Here is a 24359-nt window from a genome sequence, read left to right as displayed (position 1 = left end):
GTCCGACAATCGGCCAGCCAGCGGTCAAGATCGCGGCCGAGCTGCTGCCGGTCGAGCCCTGCCGAGATCGCAGCAACGCCGCGCTTGAGAGCTGCCGCGACCTTTGACACGATGCGGTCGACCGCCGCCGCCGAGAAGGAGGTCTGTTTCCGAGCTGCCGTCAGCTCAGCCTGAGACAGTCGCGGGCCAGTCTTGCGGACCCCTCGGCGGCGCTGCGTCATTCCGGCGCGCCTTCGCTGGATGCAGTGGTGACACGGTGGCGACACGGTGACAACAGGTTGATCGGCGGCATTGGTCTGTTGGTCGTAAGCTGTTGAGTTTGTTGGAAAAAAGTGGTGCCGCTTAGGTGACTCGAACACCTGACCCCATCATTACGAATGATGTGCTCTACCAACTGAGCTAAAGCGGCCCGGGAAGCCAAGGCCTCCAAGATGCGCTGGGTGATAGACGCAACCCGCCACAAATTCAAGATGGGACTTGGCAATTCGTGTCGGCTCATCCCGGGCCTATAAGCGACCGCCCCTCCGACCGGCCATGCGGTTGCGCGAAGCCTCAACGCCAGGTTGTGCTTGTCGCGTCGGCGATGCATCGGGAAACCGGCGAAAAATGTTGATTCTTTTACCGAAAACCGCCGAAATCGGCTTTCGATGCATCGCCAAGGCAGAATGCGGCCGCTGGCCCGTTGATTGATCGGTCGCCTGCGGCTAACGATCATGACTATGTGACCATACGTGCAGGGGGTCCCCGTTGGACGCGATCGAAAAAGCGATCCGGAATGCCTTCGAGAAAGGCAATGCCGAAGACCGCGCGTTTCGCGAGCGGGTCTACCGATCGGCCTTCGCCGCGCTTGATCGTGCCCTGCAGGCCAACCCGAACGTGACGGTGGAAGTCGCCATCAAGCGCCGCAAGGCGGTGCAGGCCAAGATAACCGAAATCGAATCCGAATTCCTGCCGGCGGTTCCCGCTGTCGGCCGGCCGACCGATGACGACGCTGCAGCACCGGCTGCGGAGCAGCCGGCTGGCAGCGAAGCCGATGCCGAACCCGACGCCGATGCCGAACCGGATGCCGGCGCCGACGCTGAACCAGCGCCGCCGCCTGAGGTCGTTGTCGACGGTCCGGCTGAGCCTCCTGCATCGGTCGCGCCTCCTGCTTCCGACGCACCCCCAGCTTCCGATGTGCCGCGCTCGCGCGTCTTGCCGGTCGTTCCCGACATCATGCCCGAAGCGGCTTTTCCCGATGCGCCGGAGATCGACTTGTCGTCCCCCCAATCGGCCGGAGACGGCGACGCAGAGGTGATGCCCGACCGCGACGACAGGCGGGTGAGAGGCCCCCGCCTGCCTCTCACCGCGATCTTCCTCGGCGTGACGCTGCTTGCAGCCGCCGGCATCGGCCTCTATTTCGCTGCCCAGACCGGCGTCTTCAAGTCGGCGGCCGAACTCGACACCGCCCCGCCGCAAACGCCACCGACGGTGGAAGATGATGATTTCACGCCGCCAGGCGACACGGCCCCGCCGCTGAACGCCGGCGAGGCGGATGAGGCGCGCGACTGGATCAATGTGTTTTCACCGAGCGACCCAACGCTTGTCAGCGCGCCTTCGGATGCCAAGGCCGAAGTCATGCAGGACGACAGCGGTTCTTTCCTTCGCATCCGGTCGGGCGCCTCCGGTTCGGCGATCAGCTTCGACGTCGAGCAAGGCGTCTTGGACAAACTCGCCGGCAAGCACGCCACGTTCGACATCATCGCCCGCTCCGAGGAGGGCCAGGAGACGCAGATCTCCGTCGACTGCAATTTCGGCGAACTCGGCGACTGCGGCCGCAAGCGCTACGCGGTCGGCCACGAGCGCAACGAATACCTCTTCGATGTGCGGTTTCCCGACAAACGTCCGGGCGCTGCCGGCACCATCGCCATCAATTCCGACTTCGACAAGCAGGGCAAGTCGGTCGACATCTACGAGATCCGCGTCGCGATTGTTCCTTGAGCCTCAACGCATCGGCCCGAAAATCGGAATCGATTTTCGGAAAGCACGATGCGTAGATTATAACTGTTAGAGCGTACTTTGTGCGTCCAATTGGACGCACGTCGCTCTAACTATCGAGCAGCGCCTGCAGCGTCTCGATGCGGTCGGCTTCGGCCGCGGGCTTGTCCCAGCGCAGCCGCGAAATGCGCGGAAAGCGCATGGCGACACCGGATTTGTGCCGTATCGAGCGGTTGAGCCCTTCGAACGCCACCTCCATCACCAGGCCTTGTCTGCGGTCGGCCCGCACCGAGCGGACCGGGCCGAAGCGCTCGATCGTGTTGTCGCGGACATATTTGTCGATCTGCCTCAGTTCCTCGTCGGTGAAGCCGAAATAGGCTTTCCCCACCGGCACCAGTTCCTCCGATCCTTCCGGGCCGGACCAGACGCCGAACGTGTAATCGGAATAGAAACTCGAACGCTTGCCGTGGCCGCGCTGGGCATACATCAGCACGGCGTCGATTGTGTGCGGATCGCGCTTCCATTTGAACCATGGGCCTTTCGGCCGGCCGGTGAGATAGGGCGAATCCCAGCGCTTCAGCATCACGCCTTCGATCACCGGATGCAGCGGCTTGCGGCGCAATTCCTCCAGCGCCTGCCAGTCGGTGAATTCGACCAGCGGCGAAAGATCGAAGCGGCTCGGATCGAGCGTCTGCACGAAGGCTTCGAGGTGGCCGCGCCGCTCGCGGAAAGGGTGCATGCGCAAGTCCTCGTCGCCGATCTGAAGCACGTCGTAGCAGCGCATGAAGGCCGGGTATTGCTGCTGGATCTTCGGTGTCACGCTCTTGCGGTTCAGCCGCTGCTGCAGGTCCGAGAACGTGCCGGTCGCTTGCCGGGGATCGCCGACCAGAAGCTCGCCGTCGAGGGTGGCGGAGAAATCCATCGCCTCTGCGAGGTCAGGAAAAGCCCGGGAGACATCGTCGCCGGTGCGCGAGTAGAGCCGGCGAACACCGCCTTCCGATACCGCTTGGACGCGGATGCCGTCCCATTTCCACTCGGCGGCATAGTCGGCGGGATCGAGCTTTTCGAGGTCGCCGTCACCGATCGGGTTGGACAGCATCACCGGCCGGAACAGCGCCAGCGCTGTCTTTTTGGGTTTTTCTGCCTTGCCCTCCAGCCAGGCGAACAGCTCGGCATAGGGCGGCGTCAGCCCATGCCAGAGTTCTTCAATCTCGGCGACGTCGACCTTGCCGAGGTCGGCCAGCGCCTGCTTGGCCAATCGCGCCGAAACGCCGATGCGCAGGCCGCCGGTGACCAGCTTGATGATGGCGAAGCGCGCCGAGACGCTGGCGCTGTCGAGCAGCCGGGCCAGCACCGTCGGCCCGTCGGAACGGCTCGCCGCCTGCAATTTCGCGACGACCTCGGCGAGCGTCGGCTCATGGTTGGCGATATCCGCCGGCGATTGCGGCCAGACCAGCGACACCGTCTCCGCCAGGTCGCCGACATAGTCGTAGGAATAGCCGAACAGCACCGGGTCCATGCGCTCCATGACCAGCGCGCGCAGCATCGCCGGCTTGACCGCCGCGATGGTCAGGTCGCCGGTGATGGCAGCCAGCGCCAGGCCGCGATCCGGATCCTCGACGCTGCGGAAATAATCGCTCAACAGCGTCAGCTTGCCGTTGCGCGACGGCGTCAGCACGAGGCGGTCGAGAAGTTCGGCGAAGCGGTTCATGATGCGGGCCGCGCCAATGGGCCAGCCTTGCGTTCTGTCGCGCCGCCGTAGAGCGCTACATCGGCCGTGACCGCCATCAATCGCCCTCATCCTCATAGCCGACGAGATGCAGCGGCCTGGCAGCGATGCCTTCGAGTTCGCACCAGCGCACCAGGGCCTCCTCGCGGCCATGCGTCACCCAGATTTCCCCGGCGCCGGTTTCCCTTATCGTGGCGGTCAGTTCGTCCCAGTCGGCATGGTCGGAAACGATCAGCGGCAGCTCGACGCCGCCCTGCTTGGCGCGCTGGCGGATGCGCATCCAGCCGGAGGCAAAGCACGAGATCGGATCGGGAAAGCGCCGCGCCCAGCGGTCGGCGAACGCCGATGGCGGGCCGACGACGATGGCGCCGGTGAAATCCTCCTTGCCACTGCTCTCGACGGTCGCCGGCTCCAGCGTCCCGAGCTCGATGCCCTGGCTCTGATAGTAGTCGCTGAGCTTGGCCAGCGCGCCGTGGATATAGATCGGCCTGTCGTAGCCGGCGTCGCGCAGCAAGCGCATGACGCGCTGCGCCTTGCCGAGCGCATAGGCGCCGACCAGATGCGCGCGTTCGGGAAACTGCGCCGTCGATTTCAGCAGGCGGGCGATCTCTTCGGTATCGGGCGGATGACGGAACACCGGCAGGCCGAAAGTCGCCTCGGTGATGAACACGTCGCACTTGACCGGTTCGAACGGCTCGCAAGTCGCGTCCCTCTGGCGCTTGTAGTCGCCCGAAGCGACGATGCATGAGCCCTGATGCACGACCTCGATCTGCGCCGAGCCCAGCACATGGCCGGCCGGATGGAAGGTTACGGTGACGCCGTTCAGCGCAATCGCCTCGCCAAGTGCTGCCGCTTGCGTCGTCCCGGCAAAACCCTCGCCGTACCGCAGCCGCATGATGTCCAGCGTTTGTTGTGTAGCCAGCACCGAGCGGTGGCCGGAACGGGCATGGTCGGAATGGCCGTGTGTGATCAGCGCCCGGCTGACCGGCCGCACCGGATCGATGAAGAAATCGCCGGGCGGGCAATAAAGGCCCTCGGGCCGAGGGTGAAGCAGGTCGCTGGCGCGCATGGCTCCAAGATAGTTGCTAATTCCGGCGCGGGAAGCCTGTTGCAAGTGACTGCTGACTCGGCATACAGGCAACTGCCGGCGGGATCTCCATCACGAAATCGCATCAGGCCTTGTCCGGCGACCCTTTTCGTTCACCTGCGCCACGCGTGGCGGCGGCTGCGAAAAAGTCCGATTCGCGTGCCCGAAAGGGCAGGACACTGACACGGAGGACGTTGCATGCGCTGGAACTTGGTGGTCTTGGCATCTTGCCTGGCAATAGCCGGTTGCGTCGGCACCTCGATTGCCGAGCGACAGGACGCGAATGTCCAGTCCTCGCTGCAATATGACAGCGTGCCTTGCGATCAATTGCTGGCGCAACGAAACCGGCTGGCGCAGCAATACCGCCTTCCACTGGATGCCAAGCCGTCCTTCTCCGATCCCGGGGTGGGCCTCGGCCCGTTCACGCCGGACGCCCGTTCCAAGGCCCAGCGCGACGTCGAACAGGCAAGCGGCCGGATCGACGCCATGAACCGGTCGATCGCCCGCCGCGAATGCGGCAAGCCGGGTTAATACCCGGCGTTGCGATCGACGACGTTCTCGAGCTTCTCGCCGCGCTCGAAGGCGGCCATCTGGCGCAGCATGATCGGCACCAGATGCACGGGATCGGAGGTCGCCGCCGCATGCGGCGTCACGAACACTTTCGGGTGGCTCCACAGCCGGCTGGTCTTCGGCAGCGGCTCGACCTCGAACACGTCGAGGCTCGCCTCCTTCAGCGTGCCGTCCTCCAGCGCACGCAGAATGTCGGCGTCCTTCTGCAACTTGCCGCGCCCGGCGTTGATCAGCACTGAGCCGCCGAGGCCGTTGCGTTTCCTCAACTCCTTCAGCACGCCGTAATTGATGATGCCTTGCGTCTGCGGCGTAAGCGGCAACAGCACCACCAGGATATCGGTGGCGTTGAGGAAGGGAATCAAGCCGGCCTCGCCGGCGTAGGTCGAAACGCCTTCCATCGGCCTGTCGCTGCGCGACCAGCCATTGACCGCAAAGCCGAGCGACAAAAGCACCGACGCCGCCGCGCGGCCAAGCGTGCCGAGCCCCATGATGCCGATGGAGATGTCGCCGGCCGGCCGCTGCGGCGACTCGTGCCAGATCTTCCTTTGCTGCTGCGACCGGTAAAGCAGGCCCTGCCGATGGTGATCGAGCACCCGCCAGACGACATATTCGGTCATGTACTGGGTCAAATTGTCGGCCACGACCTTGACGATCGGCACGTCGGGCAAAGTGGGATCGGCGAAGATGTGGTCGACGCCGGCGCCGATCGAAAAGACAGCGCGCAGATTGGGCAGCGACGACAGAAGGTTCGGCCGCTGCTTCCAAACCACCGCATAGGTGATCGAAGGATCGCTGGCGCCTTCCGGCTCGAGCACCACCTCGCGTTCGGCCGCCAAGAGTTCGCGCCAACGGCCCGGATGGATACCGGTGAGGGCAAGCAGGACACGGCCTTTTTCCATGGCGGGTTCTTTTTCCTTTATGCGGGTTCAGCCTACTCGCTGACGATGCCGACCGGCGCCGTTTCGATCCTGAATGCGGCCGAGATCAGCGCCTTGGTATAGTCGGTCTGCGGCCGTTCGAAAATCTGTTCGGACGGGCCGGCCTCGACGATCCTGCCATTGCGCATAACGATGACGTCGTTGGCAAGCGCACGGATGACCTTCAGGTCGTGGCTGATGAACAGATAGGCGAGGTCGTGCTTCGCCTGCAGGCTGCGCAGAAGGTCGACCACCTGCGCCTGCACGCTCATATCGAGCGCCGAGGTCGGCTCGTCCAGCATGACGAAACGCGGGTTGAGCACCATGGCGCGGGCGATGGCGATGCGTTGGCGCTGGCCGCCGGAAAACTCGTGCGGATAGCGATTGCGCGTGGCGGGATCGAGCCCGACTTCACCGAGCACATCGACAATGCGCTTGTCGCGCTCATCGGGCGACAGTTTCGGCTCGTGGATCTTCAGCCCTTCCTCGATGATCTCGGCGACCGACATGCGCGGACTCAACGACCCGAACGGATCCTGGAAGACGATCTGCAGCTCGCGCCGCAGCGGCCGCATGGCGTTGAATGACAGCTCGTTGATATCGCGCCCGTTGAACTGGATGGTTCCGGTCGACGAGATCATCCTGGCCAGCGCCAGGCCGAGCGTCGTCTTGCCCGAGCCGGATTCGCCGACGACGCCGAGCGTCTGGCCGGCGCGCACGGTGACGTCGATGCCGTCGACCGCCTTCACATTGTCGACAGTGCGCCGGAAAAAGCCTTTCTTGATCGGAAACCAGACTTTTATGTCCTGGCCGGTCATCACTGGCCTGGCGGCTGTGTTGGCGGCGGGCGGCTTGCCCTTGGGTTCGGCGGCAAGCAAATGCCGCGTATAGCTGTGCTGCGGGTTGGCGAAGATTTCTTTCGTCGGCCCGGTTTCGACGATCTTGCCCTTGGTCATCACGCAGACCCGGTCGGCGATCTTTCTGACGATGCCGAGATCGTGGGTGATGAACAGCATCGACATGCCTTTGCGGCTCTTCAACTCCGCGAGCAGCTCGAGGATCTGCGCCTGCACAGTGACGTCGAGTGCGGTCGTCGGCTCGTCGGCGATCAGCAGTTCCGGCTCGTTGGCCAGCGCCATGGCGATCATGACGCGCTGGCGCTGGCCGCCGGAAAGCTGGTGCGGATAAGCGTCGAGCCGCTTCTCCGGCTCGCGGATGCCAACCTCGTTGAGCAGTTCCAGCGTGCGCGCCTTGGCTTGGCGGTCACCCAGGCCCTGGTGCAGCGTCAGCACCTCGACGATCTGCTGCTCGATCGTGTGCAGCGGGTTGAGCGAGGTCATCGGCTCCTGAAAGATCATGGTGATCTTGTTGCCGCGCACGCGGCGCAATGCCTTCTCGTCGGCAGCGAGCAGATCGGCGCCCTGGAACAGGATTTTTCCCGACGGATGGCTGGCGGCCGGATAGGGCAGCAGCTTCAGCACCGACAGCGCCGAGACCGACTTGCCGGAGCCGGATTCGCCGACCAGCGCCACCGTCTCGCCCTTGGCGATGTCGAAGGAGATGTGGTCGACGGCCATCGACTGGCGGCCTTCCTGCGCGAAGGCAACGCTGAGGTCTTGCACGGAAAGGAGAGGGGCGGTCATCGCTCAACTTCCGCGACAACCCTGTCCAAGGCGGAAATTTCCGGTCGTATGACCGAAATTTTGGCTGCCATTTGAGGGGGAACGAGACGATTTGGTGCGATGGAATAGGTCTCTTTCAATCTCGTATCTTCAGTCAGAAATTGTGTGCAGCCGATCTCACTCGTCGCCAGGAACGGCTGCTTTCTGCCCTCGTTCAGTGAAATGAGCTGAAGCAGTTTTTTTGCAAGGGCATCATTGTTTTCAAAGGCATAGATGAAAATGTTGGTATCGACATAAAGCCGGACTGCAGCCATCAATCCTCCCACTCATCGCGGAGGGCACGAACACGCGCGACAGCCTCGTCGAGGCTTGTTCCCGGCGCGTTGGCCTGGGCATTCCGCATGAGTTCAAGCAATTGTGCGCGGCCAACGGGCCTGGTGGCCTCCTCCTCCACTGTCACTTTGACCGAGGCGCTCGGAGCTATGCCCTTTCGCAGTTCATCCGGGAGCTTCGATGCCGGGTAGTGTTCAAGGATGACCCTATTCATGACCCTTTCCTCTGCGGATTGACGGACTGAACGGACGCCAACACACCGTCATGGCTCCGGATTCGCTCATATCGGCCAATTTGCTCTGCAGCGATCGAGCGATGGCCGCCACTGGTGTTCCACCGATCAAAGCCGCCGGTTCCTTGAGGTACGTCGGCTTTTTGTCCGGATTGCCATTCCGGAATATAACATGCCGAATGCCAGCCTGCATCGCCCTCATCTGAACGTCTTGCGCGGATCGAAGGCGTCGCGGGTCGCTTCGCCGACGAAGACCAGCAGCGACAGCATCAGCGAGATGACGACAAAGCCGGAGATGCCCAGCCATGGCGCGTTGAGGTTGCGCTGCGCCTGCTTGAGGAGCTCGCCCAGCGAGGCCGAGCCGGGCGGCAGGCCGAAGCCAAGGTAGTCGAGCGAGGTCAGCGTCGAGATCGAGCCGCTGAGCAGGAAGGGCAGGAAGGTCAGCGTCGCCACCATGGCGTTGGGCAACAGATGCCGGAACATGATAGTACCGTTGGGTACGCCCAGCGCGCGCGCGGCGTTGACATATTCGAAGTTGCGGGCGCGCAGGAACTCGGCCCGCACCACGCCGACCAGCGCCACCCAGGAGAACAGCAGCATCAGCCCGAGCAGGATGAAGAAGCCGGGCGGCAGGATGGCGGCGACGATGAGGAGCAGATAAAGCACCGGGATCGCCGACCAGATTTCTATGAAGCGCTGGAACAGAAGGTCGGTCCAGCCGCCGAAATAACCCTGCAATGCGCCGGCCGTCACGCCGATCACCGCCGAGCCGGCGGTGAGGATTAGGCCGAACAGCACCGAGACCCTGAATCCGTAGATGACGCGCGCCAGCACGTCGCGCGCCTGGTCGTCGGTGCCCAGCCAGTTCCAGTTGCCGACGACGCAATTGGGGTCGGCGGCGCCTTGCGGATACTGGTTGCAACGTGCCTTGGTGTCATAGAGCCAGGACGGCTTGGTTGGGGCTGCCTCGGGAATGGCGTTGTTGACGGTCCGGTAGGAGTAGCGGACGGGCGGCCAGATCATCCAGCCATGAGCATTGATCTCGTCCTGGATGACCGGGTCGCGATAGTCGGTGACCGCATAAAAGCCGCCGAACTTCTCTTCGGGATAAGCGACCACGACCGGAAACAGGATTTCGCCCTTGTAGGAGACGAGGACCGGCTTGTCGTTGGCGATCCATTCGGAAAACAGCGACAGCACGAAAAGCACGAGGAAGATCCACAACGACCAGTAGCCGCGCCGGTTGGCCCTGAAATTCTGCAGCCGCCGCTGGTTGAGCGGCGACAGCCAGGGCCGTGCGATCCGGCCTGGCGCTGTTTCGGCTGCGGCCCCGGCCATCAGACGTCTCTCCGCTCGAAGTCGATGCGCGGGTCGACCCAGGTATAGATCAGGTCGGACAGCAGCCCGACGATCAGGCCAAGCAGCGAGAAGATGTAGAGATTGGCGAACACCACCGGATAGTCGCGCTCGACCACCGACCTGAAACCGAGCAGGCCGAGGCCGTCGAGCGAAAAGATGTTCTCGATCAGCAGCGAGCCGGTGAAGAAGGCCGAGATGAAGGCGCCCGGAAAGCCGGCGACGACGATCAGCATGGCGTTGCGGAAGACGTGACCGTAGAGAACTTGTCGTTCCGACAGACCCTTGGCGCGGGCGGTCACCACATATTGCTTGCGGATTTCCTCGAGGAACGAATTCTTGGTCAGCAGCGTCGTGGTGGCGAAGGCCGACAGCACCAGCGCCGTCAGCGGCAGGGTCATGTGCCAGAGATAGTCGACGATCCGCGCCGGCCAGGACAACTGGTCCCAATTGTCGGAGGTGATGCCGCGCAGCGGGAACCAGTCGTAGAACGATCCGCCGGCAAACAGCACCATCAGCAGGATGCCGAACAGGAAGCCCGGAATGGCGTACCCTACAATGACGACGCCGCTGGTCCATACGTCGAATGCCGTGCCGTCCTTGACGGCCTTGCGGATGCCGAGCGGGATCGAGATCAGGTAGGACAGCAGCGTGATCCACAGTCCGATCGAGATCGACACCGGCATCTTCTCCAGGATCAGATCGATCACCGAAATGTCGCGGAAATAGCTGTCGCCGAAATCGAACCGGAAATAGTTCCACAGCATCATGCCGAAGCGCTCGAGCGGCGGCTTGTCGAAGCCGAACTGCTTTTCCAGCTTGGCGATGAACTCGGGGTCGAGCCCTTGCGCGCCGCGATATCTCGAACCGGCGTCGCCGGCCACGTCGAAATTGCTGGCGCCGGCGTCACCACCGCCGCCGCCAAGGCGATCGCTGCCGCCCTGGTTGGTCAGCCGGGCGATGACCTGCTCCACCGGCCCGCCCGGCGCGAACTGGATGACGGCGAAAGACACTGCCATGATGCCGAACAGGGTCGGGATCATCAGCAGGATGCGACGCAGGATATAGGCGCCCATCAGAAATTGTCCATCTCGAGGAAGAGCACTGCTTCAGACCAATCGTCGACGGCAGCGCCGCCCCTCATTGTCCTGCCGGACATTTCTCCCCGTATAGTGACGGGGAGAAAGGGGCTGGCCGCAATCTCGGCGCCTTTATTGCCTCGCTTGTGATTGGCGAAACCGTCGATGAAAGCGCCCCTCTCCCCGTCGCTATACGGGGAGAGGATGCCGGCAGGCAGGTGAGGGGCGGCGCCGACGCCTGCAGGAAATTCACCCTTTGCCAATCTTTGCCGCCTTGTCCTTGTCGAACCACCACAGCGTCTCGACCGGAAAGCCGAAATCGGGCTTCTGCTCGGGAAAGCCGAACATGTCCCAATAGGCGACTCGGTGATTCGCGAGATAATATGTTGGAATCCAGTCTAGCCGCGCGCGCAAGACCCGGTCGAGTGCTTTGAGCGCCGTCACCAGTTCGTTCCGGCTCTGCGCCTTGCCGGCTGCCTCGATCAGCGCATCGATGGCCTTGCTTTCGGTGCCGGGATAGTTGCGCGTTCCCGGTGTTTTCGCCATCCGGGAGTGATAGAGGTTTTCCAGGCCATCGACAGTCGGCGTCGCCCCGATCGACGATCTGAACAGGTTGAAATCGAAATCGAAATTGCTCTGCCGCGCTTCGTATTGCGTCGAGTCGACCTGTCGGATCGAAGCGTCGATGCCGATCGCCTTCATATTCTCGGACCACGGCGAGAACAGCCGAACGATGCCATCGTCCTCGGCCAGCATTTCCACCCGCAGTCGCTCGCCCTTTTGATTGACGACGAAATTGCCGGCTCGCTTCCAGCCGGCCTCGGCAAGCAGTCTCGAAGCTGCGCGCAGCAGCTTGCGATCGTGGCCCGAACCGTCGGAGACAGGCTGCATCACCGCTTCGCCGAAGGTTTCCGGCGGCAACTCGGCTCGGAACGGCTCCAGCAAGGCCAATTCCTCGGGCGAAGGCAGGCCCTCGGCCTTGTAATCCGACGGTTCGAAGTTCGATTGCGAGCGCTCGTAAGAGCCGTAAAACAGAACCCGCTTGCTCCATTCGAAATCGAAGCAATTGGCGATAGCACGTCTGACGCGCACATCGCGGAATTGCGGACGACGCTGGTTCAGCGCGACCGCCTGCATGTCCGGCGCTTTCTCGCCGGGAGATTCACGTTTGACGACCCTGCCGTCCTTCAGCGCCGGAAAGTCGTAGCCGGTCGCCCATACCCGCGAGGTAAATTCTTCGCGAAAATGCGTGTCACCCTTTTTCAGGGCTTCAAACGCTGCCTGGCGATCGAGATAAAAGTCGATACGGATGCGGTCGAAATTGTAGAGGCCGCGGTTCACCGCCAGATCCCTGCCCCAATAGTCGGCGACGCGCTCATATTCGACGGTCTGTCCGGCCGCCACGCGCCCTATTTTGTAGGGTCCGGAGCCGAGCGGCGGTGTCATCGTCGAGGCATCGAATTCGTTGGCCATATAAAACACTTTGGACACGATCGGCATTGCGACGATCGCAAGGATATTTTGCGCCGACTGCTTGCCGTCGAAGGTGAGGTCCACGGTAACCGGATCGACCGCAGCCGCGTCCGTCATATGCCGCAATGTCTGGGAAAGGTTCGGATGGCCCTTGTCCTTGTAAAGCTTCAATGCGAAGGCGACGTCCTCGGCAGTCAGTGGCGTGCCGTCATGGAAGCGCGCTTGCGGTCGCAGATTGAAGCGGAAGCCATTGCGGTCTTCAGACAGGGTAACGGACTCGGCAAGCAGCCCATAGAACGCATCCGGCTCATCGAGTGCGCTTGCCATCAACGAATCGAAACAGTGTTCGGTGCGCGGCGGCGAATCCCCCCTCAACACCAGGGAATTCAGCGTGTTGAACGTCAGGAAGCTCTGGTTGAAGGTGGCGTTAGGCGGTGCGAAATTTATCTGGCCGCCCTTGGGCGCGTCCGGATTGACGTAGTCGAAATGCGTGAAACCTTGGGGATATTTGAGGTCGCCGAAGGCCGACAGGCCGTGCAGGTTGACGCCGGTCGGGATGGCGGCGAAGGCCCGGCCGGGCAGCAGCGCGGCCGCCGCGGCAGCAGTGCCCAAGGCCAGAAAGTCGCGGCGGGCCAGAGGGGCGCGGCGAGGCAGCGCCGCCATCAATTGCCACTCTTGTATTTTGCCGCCAGCGCCTTTTCCTTGTCCGGGTCGATCCACCAGGAATTCTGGTCGACGCCGCTATAGGTCGGCTGTTTTTCCGGGATGCCGAACTTGTTCCAGTAGGCCATCCAGACCATCGACCGATGGTGTTGCGGCACGACATAGTAATTCCACAGCAGCACCCGGTCGAGCGCATGGGTGGCAGCAACCAGATCGTCACGGTCTTTCGCAAAGATGACGCGGTCGACCAGCGCATCGACGACCGGATTCTTGATGCCGGCGTAGTTGCGGGATCCAGGCGTGTCTGCGGACTTGGAACTCCAGAAGTCACGCTGCTCGTTGCCAGGCGAATCCGACTGCCCCAACTGCGATATGGTGACGTCGAAATCGAAATTGTTGAGGCGGTTGATGTATTGGGTCTGGTCGATCAGCCGCAACGTGGCGTCGACACCGATCTTGCGCAGATTGGCGATGTAGGGACTGGAAAGGACCTGGTCGGTATCGTTCCAGCCGAGGATTTCGAACTTGAACGGCTCGCCTGTCTTGGCATTGACCATCTTGCCGCCCTTGATCACCCAGCCCGCCTTGGCGAAGAGATCGACCGCAGTCTTGAGATACTTGCGTTCCGCCTGCGGCGAATCGTAGACCGGCAGCTTGAATTCCTGGGTGAAGACTTCGGGCGGCAGCTTGTCGCGATATGGCTCAAGGATTTCCAGCTCCTTGCCTTGTGGCAGGCCGCTCGATGCCAGTTCGGTGCCTTGGAAGTAACTGCTGGTACGGGTGTTGGAACCGAAGAACAAGGTACGATTCATGGCCTCGAAGTCGAGCGGGTAAGTCAGCGCGGCGCGCACCAGACGATCCCCAAACAGCGGACGCCTCGTGTTGAGCATGAAGGCCTGCATCGGTTCGGGTGAGGCGGTCTTGAATTCCTGCTTGATGACGTCGCCGGCCTGGATCGCCGGGAAATTATAGGCGGTGTTCCAGCGCCTCGAACTGTTTTCTGGCCTGATGTCATGCAGTCCGCCCTTGGTGAAGGCTTGCCAGGCGGCATTGTCGTCGAGAAAGTAGCTGAAACGCTGCCTGTCGAAATTCTCGCGGCCGATCTTCACCGGCAGTTTGGCAGCCCAGTAGTCCGGAACCCTCTGCCAGATGATTTCAGAGCCCGGCTTGAAGCTGGCGATCTTGTAGGCGGCCGAGCCGAGCGGCGGCTCCTGCGTCGGCCTGGTGACGTCGCGTTTCTTGCCGGTGGCGTCGGTACCTTCCCACCAGTGCTTCGGCAGCACGACGAGATCGCCGAGAATCTTGGGCAGTTCCCGGTTGCCCTTCTGGTCGAAATGGAATTCCACCTCGCGGTCGGAAACCGCGACCGCATCGGTGACATTCTCGAAATAGCGGCTGTACATCGGGCTGTTGGCCTTCAGCACCTGAAACGACCAGATTACATCGTCGGTGGTGATCGGCTTGCCGTCATGCCACTTGGCCCGCGGGTCGAGGCGGTATGTTGCCGACGAATAGTCGTCCGGATGTTTGTAGGCGTCGGCGATCAGCGGATGGCTGACGCTGCCTTCGTCAGTCGCCTGCTCCATCAGCGTGTCGTAGAGCAATCCGCCGCCGAACGGGGCGAAGCCAGCCGCGGCGGAACCCTGGACGATATAGGGATTGAAGCTGTCGAACGTGCCAAGCACCACCGAATTCAGCGAGCCGCCCTTCGGCGCGTTCGGATTGACGTAATCATAATGCTGGAAGTTGTCACCATATTTGGAGTCGCCGATCAGCGACGAGGTGGTGCGCCATTCGTCCGCCAAGGCTGCCTGCAGGCCGCCGGCGAAAGCCGCCACAACCAGCATCGATCTGAGAAACGTTCGGCCAACCGTCATGCCTTCTCCTCTGTGCGATAGCTGCTAGCGGACAATCTAGTTCATTTGACGCTCATGAAAACCGCGACAGGCCGGCTTTGTCGCCGCACATGCGCTTTTCCAATTGAAAAAGCCGGGCTGAACCCGGCCTTTTCAAGGAATGTTTCGATTACAATTGCGTTATTGCGCCGGAGCCGGTGCGGGAGCAGCAGGGGCCGGAGCTGGTGCGGCCGGTGCCGCACCCTCTACCGGCTTGGCCGGCGCCGCGCCTTCGGCGGGCGCGGCTGCATTCTCGGCCGAAGCGCCGGGTGTCGGCAGCGGCTTCGGACTGTCCGACAGCGTGCGCAGATAGGCGATGACGTTGGCACGGTCCTCGTCCTTCGGCAGGCCGGCGAAGCCCATCGCCGTGCCCTTCACCAGCTTCTTCGGCGAAAGCAGAAAGTTATTGAGGTGGTCGTAGGTCCATTTTTCCGCGCCGCCCTTGGAAAACTCTTTCATGCCGGCCGAATAGGCGAAGCCCGCATGTTCGGCGATGGGACGGTCGACGATGTCCCACAGATCGGGGCCGACCTTGTTCGGTCCGCCTTTTTCGCCGGTGTGGCAGGCCTGGCACTTCTTGAACACGGCCGCACCCGCCTCGGCATTGGCGTTGGCCAGGAGGTCGGCGATCGGCTTGGCTTCGGCGGGGGCTGCCGGGCCGCCCTCGGCAGGCTCCTCGGTCGCCTCGATGGCGTAGCCGGGTTTTTCCGGTGCTGGGGAGGCGAACAGCGCGTCGGATATGATGCCGACCGAGAAGACGACGAACACGGTTCCGAGCAGGCCGCCGATCAGCTTGTTGATTTCGAAAGAGTCCATACGCCCCAGGCTCCCTTTTCCGGCGGACCGATCTGTCCACTCCGTCCGTCGGCAATCGTGAACCACCCCGCGAGGCGGTCAAATCGGGCGGAAACTAGGTCTTTTGCTCTGGCGTTGCAACACCTATAAGGGCGCTTCCAGTGAGACCTTTTGCCACTTTTCCCTTCCTCTTTTTCGGATGCTTCATCACCCGATGTCCACGCTGATCCTCATCCCGGCCCGCATGGCCTCGACCCGCCTGCCGGGCAAGCCGCTGGCCGACATCGCCGGCGTTCCGATGATCGTCCATGTCGCCCGCCGCGCCGCCGAGGCCGGGCTCGGCCGGGTGGTGGTCGCTACCGATACTGACAGCGTGGCGGACGCGGTGCGGACGCACGGTTTCGAGGCGGTGATGACGCGCGTCGGCCACGAATCGGGCTCCGACCGCATCTTCGAGGCGCTGGCCACGCTGGATCCCGGGCGCAAGGTCGAAACCATCGTCAATGTGCAGGGCGACCTGCCGACCATCGATCCCGACATCATCAATGCCGCACTGAAGCCTTTCGAGGATGCGACGGTCGACATCGCCACGCTTTGCATCGAGATCGTCCGCGACGAGGAAAAGACCAATCCGAATGTCGTCAAGATCGTCGGCTCGACGCAGTCGGAGACACGGCTGCGGGCCCTCTATTTCACCCGCGCCACCGCACCCTGGGGCGAGGGGCCGCTCTATCATCACATCGGCCTCTATGCCTATCGCCGCTCAGCGCTCGAGCGCTTCGTCGCGCTGAAGCCGTCGCCGCTGGAACGGCGCGAGAAGCTCGAGCAGTTGCGGGCGCTGGAGGCCGGCATGCGCATCGATGCCGAGATCGTGCAGTCGGCGCCGTTCGGCGTCGACACGCCGGACGATCTCGAACGCGCCAGAACCGTCCTTTCAACCTGAGACATCTGGACACCTGAGACATTTGGCATGCCTGAGAAAACCAACAGAATAGCCTTCCAGGGCGAGCCGGGCGCCAATTCCGACACCGCCTGCCGCAACATGTTCCCTGATATGGAGCCGTTGCCGTGCCCGACCTTCGAGGATGCTTTCAATGCGGTCGAGACCGGCAAGGCCGACCTCGCCATGATCCCGATCGAGAACACGATTGCCGGGCGCGTCGCCGACATCCATCATCTCCTGCCGGAATCGAAGCTGCACATCGTCGGCGAATATTTCCTGCCGATCCATTTCCAGCTGATGGTTCTGCCGGGCGTCAGGCGCGACGAGATCAAGACCGTGCACAGCCACATCCATGCGCTCGGCCAGTGCCGCAAATATATCCGCAAGAACGGCTGGAAGCCGGTGGTCGCCGGCGACACGGCGGGCGCCGCCAAGCTGGTTGCCGAGCTGAAGGACCGCACCATGGCCGCGCTGGCGCCGGCGCTGGCTTCGACGCTCTACGGGCTCGACATCATCGAGCAGAATGTCGAGGATACCGACAGCAACGTCACCCGCTTCGTCGTGCTGACCAGGAACAGGCAGTGGGCCGAACGTCCCTCGGTCGAGGCCAGGATGATGACGACGTTCATCTTCCGCGTCCGCAACGTGCCGGCCGCGCTCTACAAGGCGATGGGCGGCTTCGCCACCAACGGCATCAACATGACCAAGCTGGAGAGCTACCAGCTCGGCGCATTCACGGCGACCCTGTTCTATGCCGACATCGAGGGTCATCCCGACGATCCGCTGGTAAAACTGGCGCTCGACGAGCTTGCCTTCTTCTCGCGCGAAATGCGGATTCTGGGCGTCTACCCGGCCAGCCAGTCGCGCGAGCAATGGAAGGTGGCGGACTAGCGCAGCGCCTTGCCAGGTGACGAGCATCGGGCGACATTCCTGCGATGTGGCTTTTGAAACTGACGCTCGCGGTCGCTGGATTGTATGCGGTGATTGTTGCCGTCGTGTATGTGCTCCAGTCCTGGCTGATTTTTCCGGCCGGCCTTGCGGGGTTCGGACCCGATCTGCCGGCTGGGGCCCGCCATGTCGAACTGGCGACAGAGGATGGCGAGCGCGTCGTTCTGGTCCGCCTGCCGGCAAGGCAGGCGCCGGCCGAGCCACGCCCGCTGCTGCTGGGGTTCGCCGGCAACGCCTGGAACGCCGACGCACTTGCCCTGATGCTGCACCAGTTATTTCCCGAACATGAGGTCGCTGCGCTGCACTACCGCGGCTATGCGCCGAGCAGCGGCAGCCCGTCGGCCGCCGCCCTGTTCGAGGACGCCCGACGCGCCCATGACCAGCTGGCCAGCGATGCCAAAGCCGGCATCGTCGCCATCGGCCTTAGCATCGGCGCTGCGGTTGCGGCCGATCTGGCGACGGCCCGGCCGTTGCGCGGTATCGTCATGGTGACCCCGTTCGATTCGCTCAGAGAACTCGCCGCTCACCACTATCCCTGGCTGCCGGTGCGCCTCTTGCTGCGGCACCGCATGGAGACGGCAGAAACGCTGCGCAACCTCGATGTGCCCACAGCCGTCATCACCGCCGAGAACGACACCATCGTACCTGCGGCGCGTTCGGCACCTCTGCGCGAGGCTGCCCGTGACCTGCGCAGCCACATCGCCATAGCGGCTGGCCACAACGACCTCTATGGCCATCCCGACTTCGCCGGAGCGCTACGCGCCTCCGTTGCGGCGGTCACGCGCGATTGACGAGCAGTTGGGTGGCGAACGGACAAGCTCTGGCAGCAATTTGGCCGCAAGACACAATGGGGCGTCAACCGCGCCGCGCCGCCTCGATCGCGGCGACGTCGATTTTCACCATGGTCATCATCGCATCAAACGCGCGCTTTGCCTCGTCGCCGCCAGCCGCCATCGCGTCAGTCAGCACGCGCGGCGTGATTTGCCAGGAAATCCCCCATTTGTCTTTGCACCAGCCGCACACGCTCTCCTGGCCGCCATTGCCGACGATGGCATTCCAATAACGGTCGGTCTCCTCCTGATCGTCGGTGGCGATCTGGAACGAGAACGCTTCGTTGTGCTTGAACTCGGGACCCCCGTTGAGGCCGACACAAGGAAGGCCTGCGACTGTGAATTCGACCGTCAACACGTCGCCTTCTTTGCCGGCCGGGTAGTCACTGGGTGCACGGTGCACAGCACCCACCACGCTGTCAGGAAATATCTCGGAGTAGAAGCGGGCGGCAGCTTCGGCGTCCTTATCGTACCAGAGGCAAATCGTATTCTTTGCCATTTGCGGGTTCCTTTCGCTTTGGGGCCAAGTTCCCCATCCGCCCTCTTCCGAAATAGGTAGCCAACCACTTTTCTCCACCCTGCGATGACTGGAGTTGGCCTTTCTGCACACCATCACAGGGTGGCCGGCCATGGACATGACAGGTGGGTTGCGGAAGGTGTTTCAATTGAAAGCAGATTCCTTCGCTCCTGAAATCGGAATGTAACGTCCTCCGCGAATTTTTCGCCCCGCCTTCGTTCGCATCGGATCGACGAGCGGACGGAATTGAGTCAACACGGAGTTTGTCACCATGACCACGAAGCACTTCAGAAACGGGGGGATCGCCGTCGATCGGTCCGATCCCGCCATCGTAACTGAGAAGAAAACAGGCAGGCCGACCGCGCCACGGATCGTTGGTCTTCGCCACGTCGGCATGGTCGCCGAAAACCCGGCTGCGCTCGCGCGATTTTATGAGGATGTCCTCGGCCTTCAGGTGGTCGGCGGCAGCGGCGAAGAAAACCCGTTCGGCGCCACCGCCTTCCTGAGCAGCGATCCGGCCGAAGAGTCCCATCAGATCGCGATCTTCACCAATCCTGCCTTGCGCCACATCGCCTTCAAGGTTGGCACATTGGCCGATCTGCGCGCCGCTTACACGCGCATCATCGACATGGGGCTGCCGATCAAAATGGCCTTCAATCACGGTGTATCGCTTGCGTTCTATTTCGATGACCCTGAGGGAAATCTCGTCGAAGTCTACTGGGCGACCGGCATGGCCTTCGACCAGCCTTACGGGGATCCGCTCGATTTGGCGCTGCCCGAAGAGGCGTTGCGGCAGGAGGTCGAGCAACTGGTGCGGCAGGCGAGTGAACAGACGCCACAATCTCTGCCGTTCGCATCCGCGTCGTAGCGGGTCGCTCCTTCATCCCTCCCACTATTCAATTCTCACGTCTGACGAGGAAATAGCAATGACGACACCGCTACCACGGACGCGTACTGCTGCGCCTGACCATGTCATGACGGACGTCTGGCAGGCCCATATGGATCACGAATTCATCACCAAGGACGTCGATGCAACCATGCAGACCATGGTCAACGACCCACACGTCATTCATGTACCGGTCGCCACCGGCGGCCGCGGCTGGGACAACGTCCGGAACTTCTATGCGACGTCCTTTATTGGCCGCAGTCCGCAAAACACCAGGCTCGATCTCATCTCACGGACCGTAGGAGAGAAACGCATCGTCGACGAGTTTCTGTTCTCTTTCATTCACGATATCGAGATGCCGTGGATCCTGCCCGGCGTCGAGCCGACCGGCAGGCCGGTGAACATCCCGGTGGTCGCTATCGTTTCAATTCAGGACGGCCGGGTCGAAAGCGAGCACATCTATTGGGACCAAGCTTCGGTGCTTGCGCAGATCGGACTGATCGACAAGACGGCTCTGCCGATCCTCGGTGCGACGCAATCACGCGCGCTGACCGATGCAGCCGAGCCGCTCAACGCGCTGATTTCCTCCTCCGCGCGCTTCGCGCGGCCAAGAAGAGACAGGTGAAGACCGGCAGCGCCGCGAAAGAGACCGATCGGCGTGGCGGCTCTCGGATTGAGAGTCGCTGCGGCCGGATTATTACCGTCCGCATGGCGGCACCGCTGGCTACGACGGTAGCTTCCGTCGACGCGGTGAAACTTGTGATTGGAATGCGTCCGCATGCTTATCTTGTTCATCATCGCAGCCATTGTCTTTCGCATCGTGATGCTTGCGATCTCGATGCGAAATGAAAAAGCGCTGCGAGAGAACCGGGCCATCGAGTACGGTTCGCGGAACTCGCGCTGGCTCGCCCTGGCCCACATTACGTTTTACATCGCAGCTTCGATTGAAGGCCTTGCTCGACCGACGTCTTTCGACCTCGTCACGATCATCGGGCTAGTCCTGTATGGCTTCGGTGCCGTGATGTTGCTGGTCGTCGCGTTTCTGCTTGGTCGTTTCTGGACGGTAAAGCTAATGATCGCCCGAGACCATGTGCTGATAACGCACCCTCTTTTTGGGTGGGTTCGCCATCCGAACTATTATCTCAACATTCTCCCCGAGCTCCTTGGTTTCGCGCTTACGCTGCATGCCTTTTTCACTCTTGTGGTCGGCCTGGCGATTTACGCGGTGCCGCTTGGCATCCGCATATTCCAGGAGGAGCGGGCCATGCGCAAGCACTTCCCTGGCTACTGACAGACTGATGCCGTCTGCTTGTTGGGGCGCTTCAGTATAAACAGAGGTGGTTATCAATCAAACAAGTTGATGCATTTCAAATGAAACAATCGAGACATACTGCATAAACATTGTGGTGGTAGCCAGGTTGCCTCGGGACGTCGAGAGAAACTAAGTGTGCCAATTACAGGCATAGTTACCACGTCATCACAAGATAGGAATACGGGAGATCATCCAGATGACCTCAAGATCAGCAACCTTTGTCGCGTCTGCAATCGCGATCATAATTATCACCGCCGCCCCGGCCGCTCCGCTGACACTTGCGGAGGCAGCGCGGATCGACGCATCATCGTCCCCCGCGCCCGGCGAGCCGAGCCTTGCCGAAATCCGCCAGGCAACGGAGCGGTTCCGCAACGTCAATGTCGCGGTCGCGGAGGGCTACATCCGCGATCCCGCAAACATGTGCGAGACCGCCGAAATGACGGGACAGCCGCCGAAATTAGGGGCTATGGGCCTCCATTACTTTCGCCCCGATATGCTCGGCATCACCGCTCCGCCCAACCCGCGCGTCGACGGCACCGGCACGCACACGGACTTCGGCAAGCCCGCGGTCCTCGTCTACGAGCCGCAGGCCGACGGATCGCTCGAGCTGATCGCGGTGGAGAATCTCGTCTTCGCGAAAGCGTGGAAGGAAGCCGGCCACGACGCCCCGCCTTCGTTCCACGGCGTTCCCTGGGACACTATGATCGACGACCCGGCGACGCCCGTGGATGAGGCGCATAACTTCGAGCCGCATCACGACCGGCATGTCTGGCTCTATCGAGAAAACCCGAACGGCATCTTCGCCCAGTTCAATCCGCGGGTGACCTGCGCGCATCACAATCCCGGTGCGCCACACGCCCACCAGCATGCATCAGGCCAGTAAGACCCAGCCCACCTGCCGTTCGGCTCGCGCCGAGCGGCAGGTGACGCTCGGAGCGCACGCGCTCGGCGCGGGCGCTCAACGAACGCAATCTCGGCAACGCCAGGACAGCGCCAGTCACATGTGGGACAACGGGCTCAAGCAAGCCAGTCTTCGCCGGACCCGAATCTCACGCCATCTTCCGGCGCGGCGACAGCACCGGGGCTGACTGCGAGATCACTCCCAGATCCCGCGAACTTCTCTTACCCAGATGTCGGAATTCCGGCTCGACATTCGTCCTTTGCTTGGCACAATCGAAGAAGGAAGGCGACGAGATGCGGAGCCTGATCTCGATCAACGACGGCACGCACGATGGCGTCATTCAATCACCTGGAGCCTGCCAATGAGCCCCACCATCACCGCCTTTGAACGGTCGCCCGATCGCGGCAGGGGACTGGCGCGCGACATGCGTGTTCGCTGGGCGCTCGAAGAAGTCGGCCTGCCTTACAAGGTTCGTCTCGTTTCGTTCAAAGCGATGAAGGAACCCGCGCAACTCGCGCTTCATCCTTTCGGGCAGATTCCGACCTTTGAAGAAGGCGATCTCGCGCTGTTCGAGTCGGGGGCGATCGTGTTCCATATCGCCGAGCGCCATGCGGGCCTGCTGCCGGACGAGGCGAATGCCAGGGCGCGCGCAATCTCATGGATGTTTGCCGCGCTAAACACCGTGGAGCCGCCGATCCTTGAACGCCAAACCGCCGTGCTCCTGGAGCGCGACGAGACCTGGCACGAACAGCGCCTGCCTATGGTCGAAGATCGCATCCGTGACCGGCTGGGCGAGCTTTCCGGTCGCCTTGGCGATGCCGACTGGCTCGATGGTGCATTCAGCGCCGGAGACCTGATGATGGTGCACGTGCTGCTAAGGTTGAGCGGGTCGGGTATGCTGGACGAATATCCGAACCTCTCCGCCTATGTCGCCCGTGGCGAAGCCCGGCCCGCCTACAAGCGTGCTTTCGCCGCTCAACTGGCGGTTTTCACCGGCAAGTCACCAACTTAACTCAGCGGCGCGTAGTCGATCTCCAAAAACGCCGCGACTTCCGGGATCCAGCGGTCGCGGACGAAGGCGACGTGGTCGGGATGGTCGTTGTAGCCGGAATAGGCAGCCTGGTCGGCGAACTCCATCGAGAAGCCGAAACGATAATCGTTCTTCGGGCTGACCTGCCGCAACTGCTCGAATTTCTCGACGCCCGGTATCGCCGCCAGTATTTTGGCGTCTGCCAGAAATTTTGCCTCCTCGGCCGAGCTCTCCTTGTGCTTCAGCCTGAACACCACTGTATGACGGATCATTTTTGCTTCCCCTGCAGGCTATGCGCTGTCGGCCCAGGCGCGGATGAGGTTGTAGGCGATCGCCCCCTTCGGCGGCGTGACCAGGCCGCCCGGATGCTCGCGGGCCAGCATCGACAGCACCTCGTCGCGAAAGAACCAGCGGCAGTCTTCCAACTCGTTGAGGTCGGCCTGGATGTCGTCGTTGAGCGGCTCGCCGAAGCAGCCGATCATCAGCGAATAGGGAAACGGCCAGGGCTGGCTGGCGTGATAGACGACGCGGCCAAGCCGGATACCGGCTTCCTCCAGCGTTTCACGGCGCACCGCCGCCTCGATCGTCTCGCCCGGCTCGATGAAGCCGGCAAGCGCCGAATACATGCCGGGCGCGAAATGCCGGCCGCGGCCGAGCAGGCATTTTTCACGCGTCGCCGTCAGCATGATCGCCACCGGGTCGGTTCGCGGAAAATGCTCGGTGGCGCAGGCCGGGCAAAGCCGCTTGTAGCCGCCGGCCCGCATCGCGGCTTCAGCGCCGCATTTGCTGCAGAAGCGGTGGCTGGCATGCCAGGCGAGCAGCGCTGCTCCTTGCGCCATCGCGCCGGCCGCCGCCTCGTCGATCAGCCCCTGCATGTAGACCGAGCGATAGTCGATGGCCTTGATGGTATCGGGCAGCTGTTCGGGGTCGATGCCGGCCGGTACGGCGAGCACCGGGCCGCTGTCGGAAAAACCGAGCAGGACGCCACGGTCGAGCGACGCCTCGAGCGGCCGGCTTTCCTCGGCGCCGAACCAGGGGTCGAAGCCGCCACCAATGAGCTTCAGGTAGAGCCGCCCGCCATGAATCAGCAAAAGCCTGGCTGAAGGATCGGCGAGCGCCTTTTCGACGGAATCGTCGGCGCGGTTTTCCGATTGCCGGTCGATCATGTTGCCGGCAAAGCCGACGAACTGGCTCGGCTCGCGCAAGGGCGCGTCAAACAGGCGGAAGCTCATCGAGACTCAACTTCAGGATGGACACGGGACAG

The 24359-nt window shown here is 62.5% G+C and carries 25 protein-coding genes and 1 tRNA gene; 10 read left to right on the top strand and 16 right to left on the bottom strand.

Annotation, left to right across the window (positions count from 1 at the left end; genetic code table 11):
- Positions 1 to 333: 333 nt before the first annotated feature.
- Positions 334 to 409: transfer RNA gene (locus AC0L18_RS03090), tRNA-Thr, on the bottom strand.
- A gap of 338 nt (positions 410 to 747) precedes the next feature.
- Between AC0L18_RS03090 and AC0L18_RS03085 the strand changes: the two genes are divergently transcribed.
- On the top strand, positions 748 to 1980 hold the full coding sequence (locus tag AC0L18_RS03085) for a hypothetical protein (protein ID WP_473490566.1): 1233 nt from the start codon (positions 748 to 750) through the stop codon (positions 1978 to 1980).
- 106 nt (positions 1981 to 2086) lie between these two features.
- Here AC0L18_RS03085 and AC0L18_RS03080 read toward each other — a convergent pair whose 3' ends face one another.
- Positions 2087 to 3688, bottom strand: a complete 1602-nt coding sequence (locus AC0L18_RS03080; protein ID WP_473490565.1) for a cisplatin damage response ATP-dependent DNA ligase — start codon at positions 3686 to 3688, stop codon at positions 2087 to 2089.
- 76 nt (positions 3689 to 3764) lie between these two features.
- The gene (locus AC0L18_RS03075; RefSeq protein WP_027151647.1) at positions 3765 to 4775 is read right to left on the bottom strand and encodes a ligase-associated DNA damage response exonuclease; all 1011 of its coding nucleotides are present in this window, start codon (positions 4773 to 4775) and stop codon (positions 3765 to 3767) included.
- A gap of 216 nt (positions 4776 to 4991) precedes the next feature.
- On the opposite strand from AC0L18_RS03075, the gene AC0L18_RS03070 reads away from it, so the two are divergent.
- On the top strand, positions 4992 to 5324 hold the full coding sequence (locus tag AC0L18_RS03070; RefSeq protein ID WP_027151648.1) for a hypothetical protein: 333 nt from the start codon (positions 4992 to 4994) through the stop codon (positions 5322 to 5324).
- Here AC0L18_RS03070 and AC0L18_RS03065 read toward each other — a convergent pair.
- The 10 genes from AC0L18_RS03065 to AC0L18_RS03020 form a co-directional block, all read right to left on the bottom strand.
- Entirely contained in the window at positions 5321 to 6262 is a 942-nt protein-coding gene (locus AC0L18_RS03065) for a 2-hydroxyacid dehydrogenase (protein WP_473490564.1), read from the bottom strand. The two genes, AC0L18_RS03070 and AC0L18_RS03065, sit on opposite strands and share 4 nt — an antisense overlap.
- Positions 6263 to 6294: 32 nt before the next feature.
- Positions 6295 to 7923 carry an ABC transporter ATP-binding protein gene (locus AC0L18_RS03060; RefSeq protein WP_473490563.1) on the bottom strand — a complete coding sequence of 543 codons (1629 nt, stop codon included), beginning with the start codon at positions 7921 to 7923 and terminating at the stop codon, positions 6295 to 6297.
- Positions 7920 to 8216: a hypothetical protein gene (locus AC0L18_RS03055; RefSeq protein ID WP_473490562.1), complete on the bottom strand. Its 297-nt coding sequence runs from the start codon at positions 8214 to 8216 to the stop codon at positions 7920 to 7922. Before AC0L18_RS03055 ends, AC0L18_RS03060 begins: the two co-directional genes overlap by 4 nt.
- On the bottom strand, positions 8216 to 8449 hold the full coding sequence (locus AC0L18_RS03050; protein ID WP_473490561.1) for a hypothetical protein: 234 nt from the start codon (positions 8447 to 8449) through the stop codon (positions 8216 to 8218). The genes AC0L18_RS03055 and AC0L18_RS03050 overlap by 1 nt, the downstream gene beginning before the upstream one ends.
- 216 nt (positions 8450 to 8665) lie before the next feature.
- A complete protein-coding gene (locus tag AC0L18_RS03045) occupies positions 8666 to 9805 on the bottom strand; it encodes an ABC transporter permease (RefSeq protein WP_473490560.1) in 1140 nt (379 codons plus the stop codon).
- Positions 9805 to 10899: a microcin C ABC transporter permease YejB gene (locus AC0L18_RS03040; RefSeq protein ID WP_473490559.1), complete on the bottom strand. Its 1095-nt coding sequence runs from the start codon at positions 10897 to 10899 to the stop codon at positions 9805 to 9807. The genes AC0L18_RS03045 and AC0L18_RS03040 overlap by 1 nt, the downstream gene beginning before the upstream one ends.
- Positions 10899 to 11165 carry a hypothetical protein gene (locus tag AC0L18_RS03035; protein WP_473490558.1) on the bottom strand — a complete coding sequence of 89 codons (267 nt, stop codon included), beginning with the start codon at positions 11163 to 11165 and terminating at the stop codon, positions 10899 to 10901. Before AC0L18_RS03035 ends, AC0L18_RS03040 begins: the two co-directional genes overlap by 1 nt.
- Positions 11152 to 13038, bottom strand: coding sequence for an extracellular solute-binding protein (locus tag AC0L18_RS03030; RefSeq protein WP_473490557.1), 1887 nt, complete (start codon positions 13036 to 13038; stop codon positions 11152 to 11154). Before AC0L18_RS03030 ends, AC0L18_RS03035 begins: the two co-directional genes overlap by 14 nt.
- Positions 13038 to 14915, bottom strand: coding sequence for an extracellular solute-binding protein (locus AC0L18_RS03025; protein ID WP_473490556.1), 1878 nt, complete (start codon positions 14913 to 14915; stop codon positions 13038 to 13040). The genes AC0L18_RS03030 and AC0L18_RS03025 overlap by 1 nt, the downstream gene beginning before the upstream one ends.
- 159 nt (positions 14916 to 15074) lie before the next feature.
- Positions 15075 to 15749: a c-type cytochrome gene (locus AC0L18_RS03020; protein WP_473490555.1), complete on the bottom strand. Its 675-nt coding sequence runs from the start codon at positions 15747 to 15749 to the stop codon at positions 15075 to 15077.
- Positions 15750 to 15942: 193 nt separating this feature from the next.
- Between AC0L18_RS03020 and AC0L18_RS03015 the strand changes: the two genes are divergently transcribed.
- From AC0L18_RS03015 to AC0L18_RS03005, 3 genes are read left to right on the top strand one after another with little or no spacing between them, the layout of a single operon-like run.
- Positions 15943 to 16671: a 3-deoxy-manno-octulosonate cytidylyltransferase gene (locus AC0L18_RS03015; RefSeq protein ID WP_473490554.1), complete on the top strand. Its 729-nt coding sequence runs from the start codon at positions 15943 to 15945 to the stop codon at positions 16669 to 16671.
- A 27-nt stretch (positions 16672 to 16698) separates the two neighbouring features.
- Entirely contained in the window at positions 16699 to 17562 is an 864-nt protein-coding gene (locus AC0L18_RS03010; RefSeq protein ID WP_473490553.1) for a prephenate dehydratase, read from the top strand.
- Positions 17563 to 17606: 44 nt separating this feature from the next.
- Positions 17607 to 18410, top strand: a complete 804-nt coding sequence (locus AC0L18_RS03005; protein ID WP_473490552.1) for an alpha/beta hydrolase — start codon at positions 17607 to 17609, stop codon at positions 18408 to 18410.
- A gap of 64 nt (positions 18411 to 18474) precedes the next feature.
- Here the strand turns inward: AC0L18_RS03005 and AC0L18_RS03000 are convergent, their stop codons facing one another.
- A complete protein-coding gene (locus AC0L18_RS03000; RefSeq protein ID WP_473490551.1) occupies positions 18475 to 18948 on the bottom strand; it encodes a VOC family protein in 474 nt (157 codons plus the stop codon).
- Positions 18949 to 19237: 289 nt separating this feature from the next.
- Here AC0L18_RS03000 and AC0L18_RS02995 point away from each other — a divergent pair, with 289 nt between their 5' ends.
- From AC0L18_RS02995 to AC0L18_RS02975, 5 genes are all read left to right on the top strand, one after another.
- Positions 19238 to 19834: a VOC family protein gene (locus AC0L18_RS02995; RefSeq protein WP_473490550.1), complete on the top strand. Its 597-nt coding sequence runs from the start codon at positions 19238 to 19240 to the stop codon at positions 19832 to 19834.
- Positions 19835 to 19892: 58 nt separating this feature from the next.
- On the top strand, positions 19893 to 20477 hold the full coding sequence (locus tag AC0L18_RS02990; protein WP_473490549.1) for a nuclear transport factor 2 family protein: 585 nt from the start codon (positions 19893 to 19895) through the stop codon (positions 20475 to 20477).
- A 153-nt stretch (positions 20478 to 20630) separates the two neighbouring features.
- Positions 20631 to 21143, top strand: coding sequence for an isoprenylcysteine carboxylmethyltransferase family protein (locus AC0L18_RS02985; RefSeq protein ID WP_473490548.1), 513 nt, complete (start codon positions 20631 to 20633; stop codon positions 21141 to 21143).
- Between the two features lie 217 nt (positions 21144 to 21360).
- A complete protein-coding gene (locus AC0L18_RS02980) occupies positions 21361 to 22047 on the top strand; it encodes a hypothetical protein (protein WP_473490547.1) in 687 nt (228 codons plus the stop codon).
- A gap of 379 nt (positions 22048 to 22426) precedes the next feature.
- Positions 22427 to 23077, top strand: a complete 651-nt coding sequence (locus AC0L18_RS02975; protein ID WP_473490546.1) for a glutathione S-transferase family protein — start codon at positions 22427 to 22429, stop codon at positions 23075 to 23077.
- On the opposite strand, the gene AC0L18_RS02970 is transcribed toward AC0L18_RS02975, so the two are convergent.
- Positions 23074 to 23367: a Dabb family protein gene (locus tag AC0L18_RS02970; RefSeq protein WP_128170948.1), complete on the bottom strand. Its 294-nt coding sequence runs from the start codon at positions 23365 to 23367 to the stop codon at positions 23074 to 23076. The genes AC0L18_RS02975 and AC0L18_RS02970 overlap by 4 nt on opposite strands.
- An 18-nt stretch (positions 23368 to 23385) precedes the next feature.
- On the bottom strand, positions 23386 to 24327 hold the full coding sequence (gene nudC / locus AC0L18_RS02965; RefSeq protein ID WP_473490545.1) for an NAD(+) diphosphatase: 942 nt from the start codon (positions 24325 to 24327) through the stop codon (positions 23386 to 23388).
- Positions 24328 to 24359 lie beyond the last annotated feature (32 nt).

The organism is Mesorhizobium sp. WSM4819 (assembly GCF_055811215.1).
The sequence above is the reverse complement of the archived record's forward strand: the minus strand, read 5'-3'. Positions and strand labels throughout refer to the sequence as shown.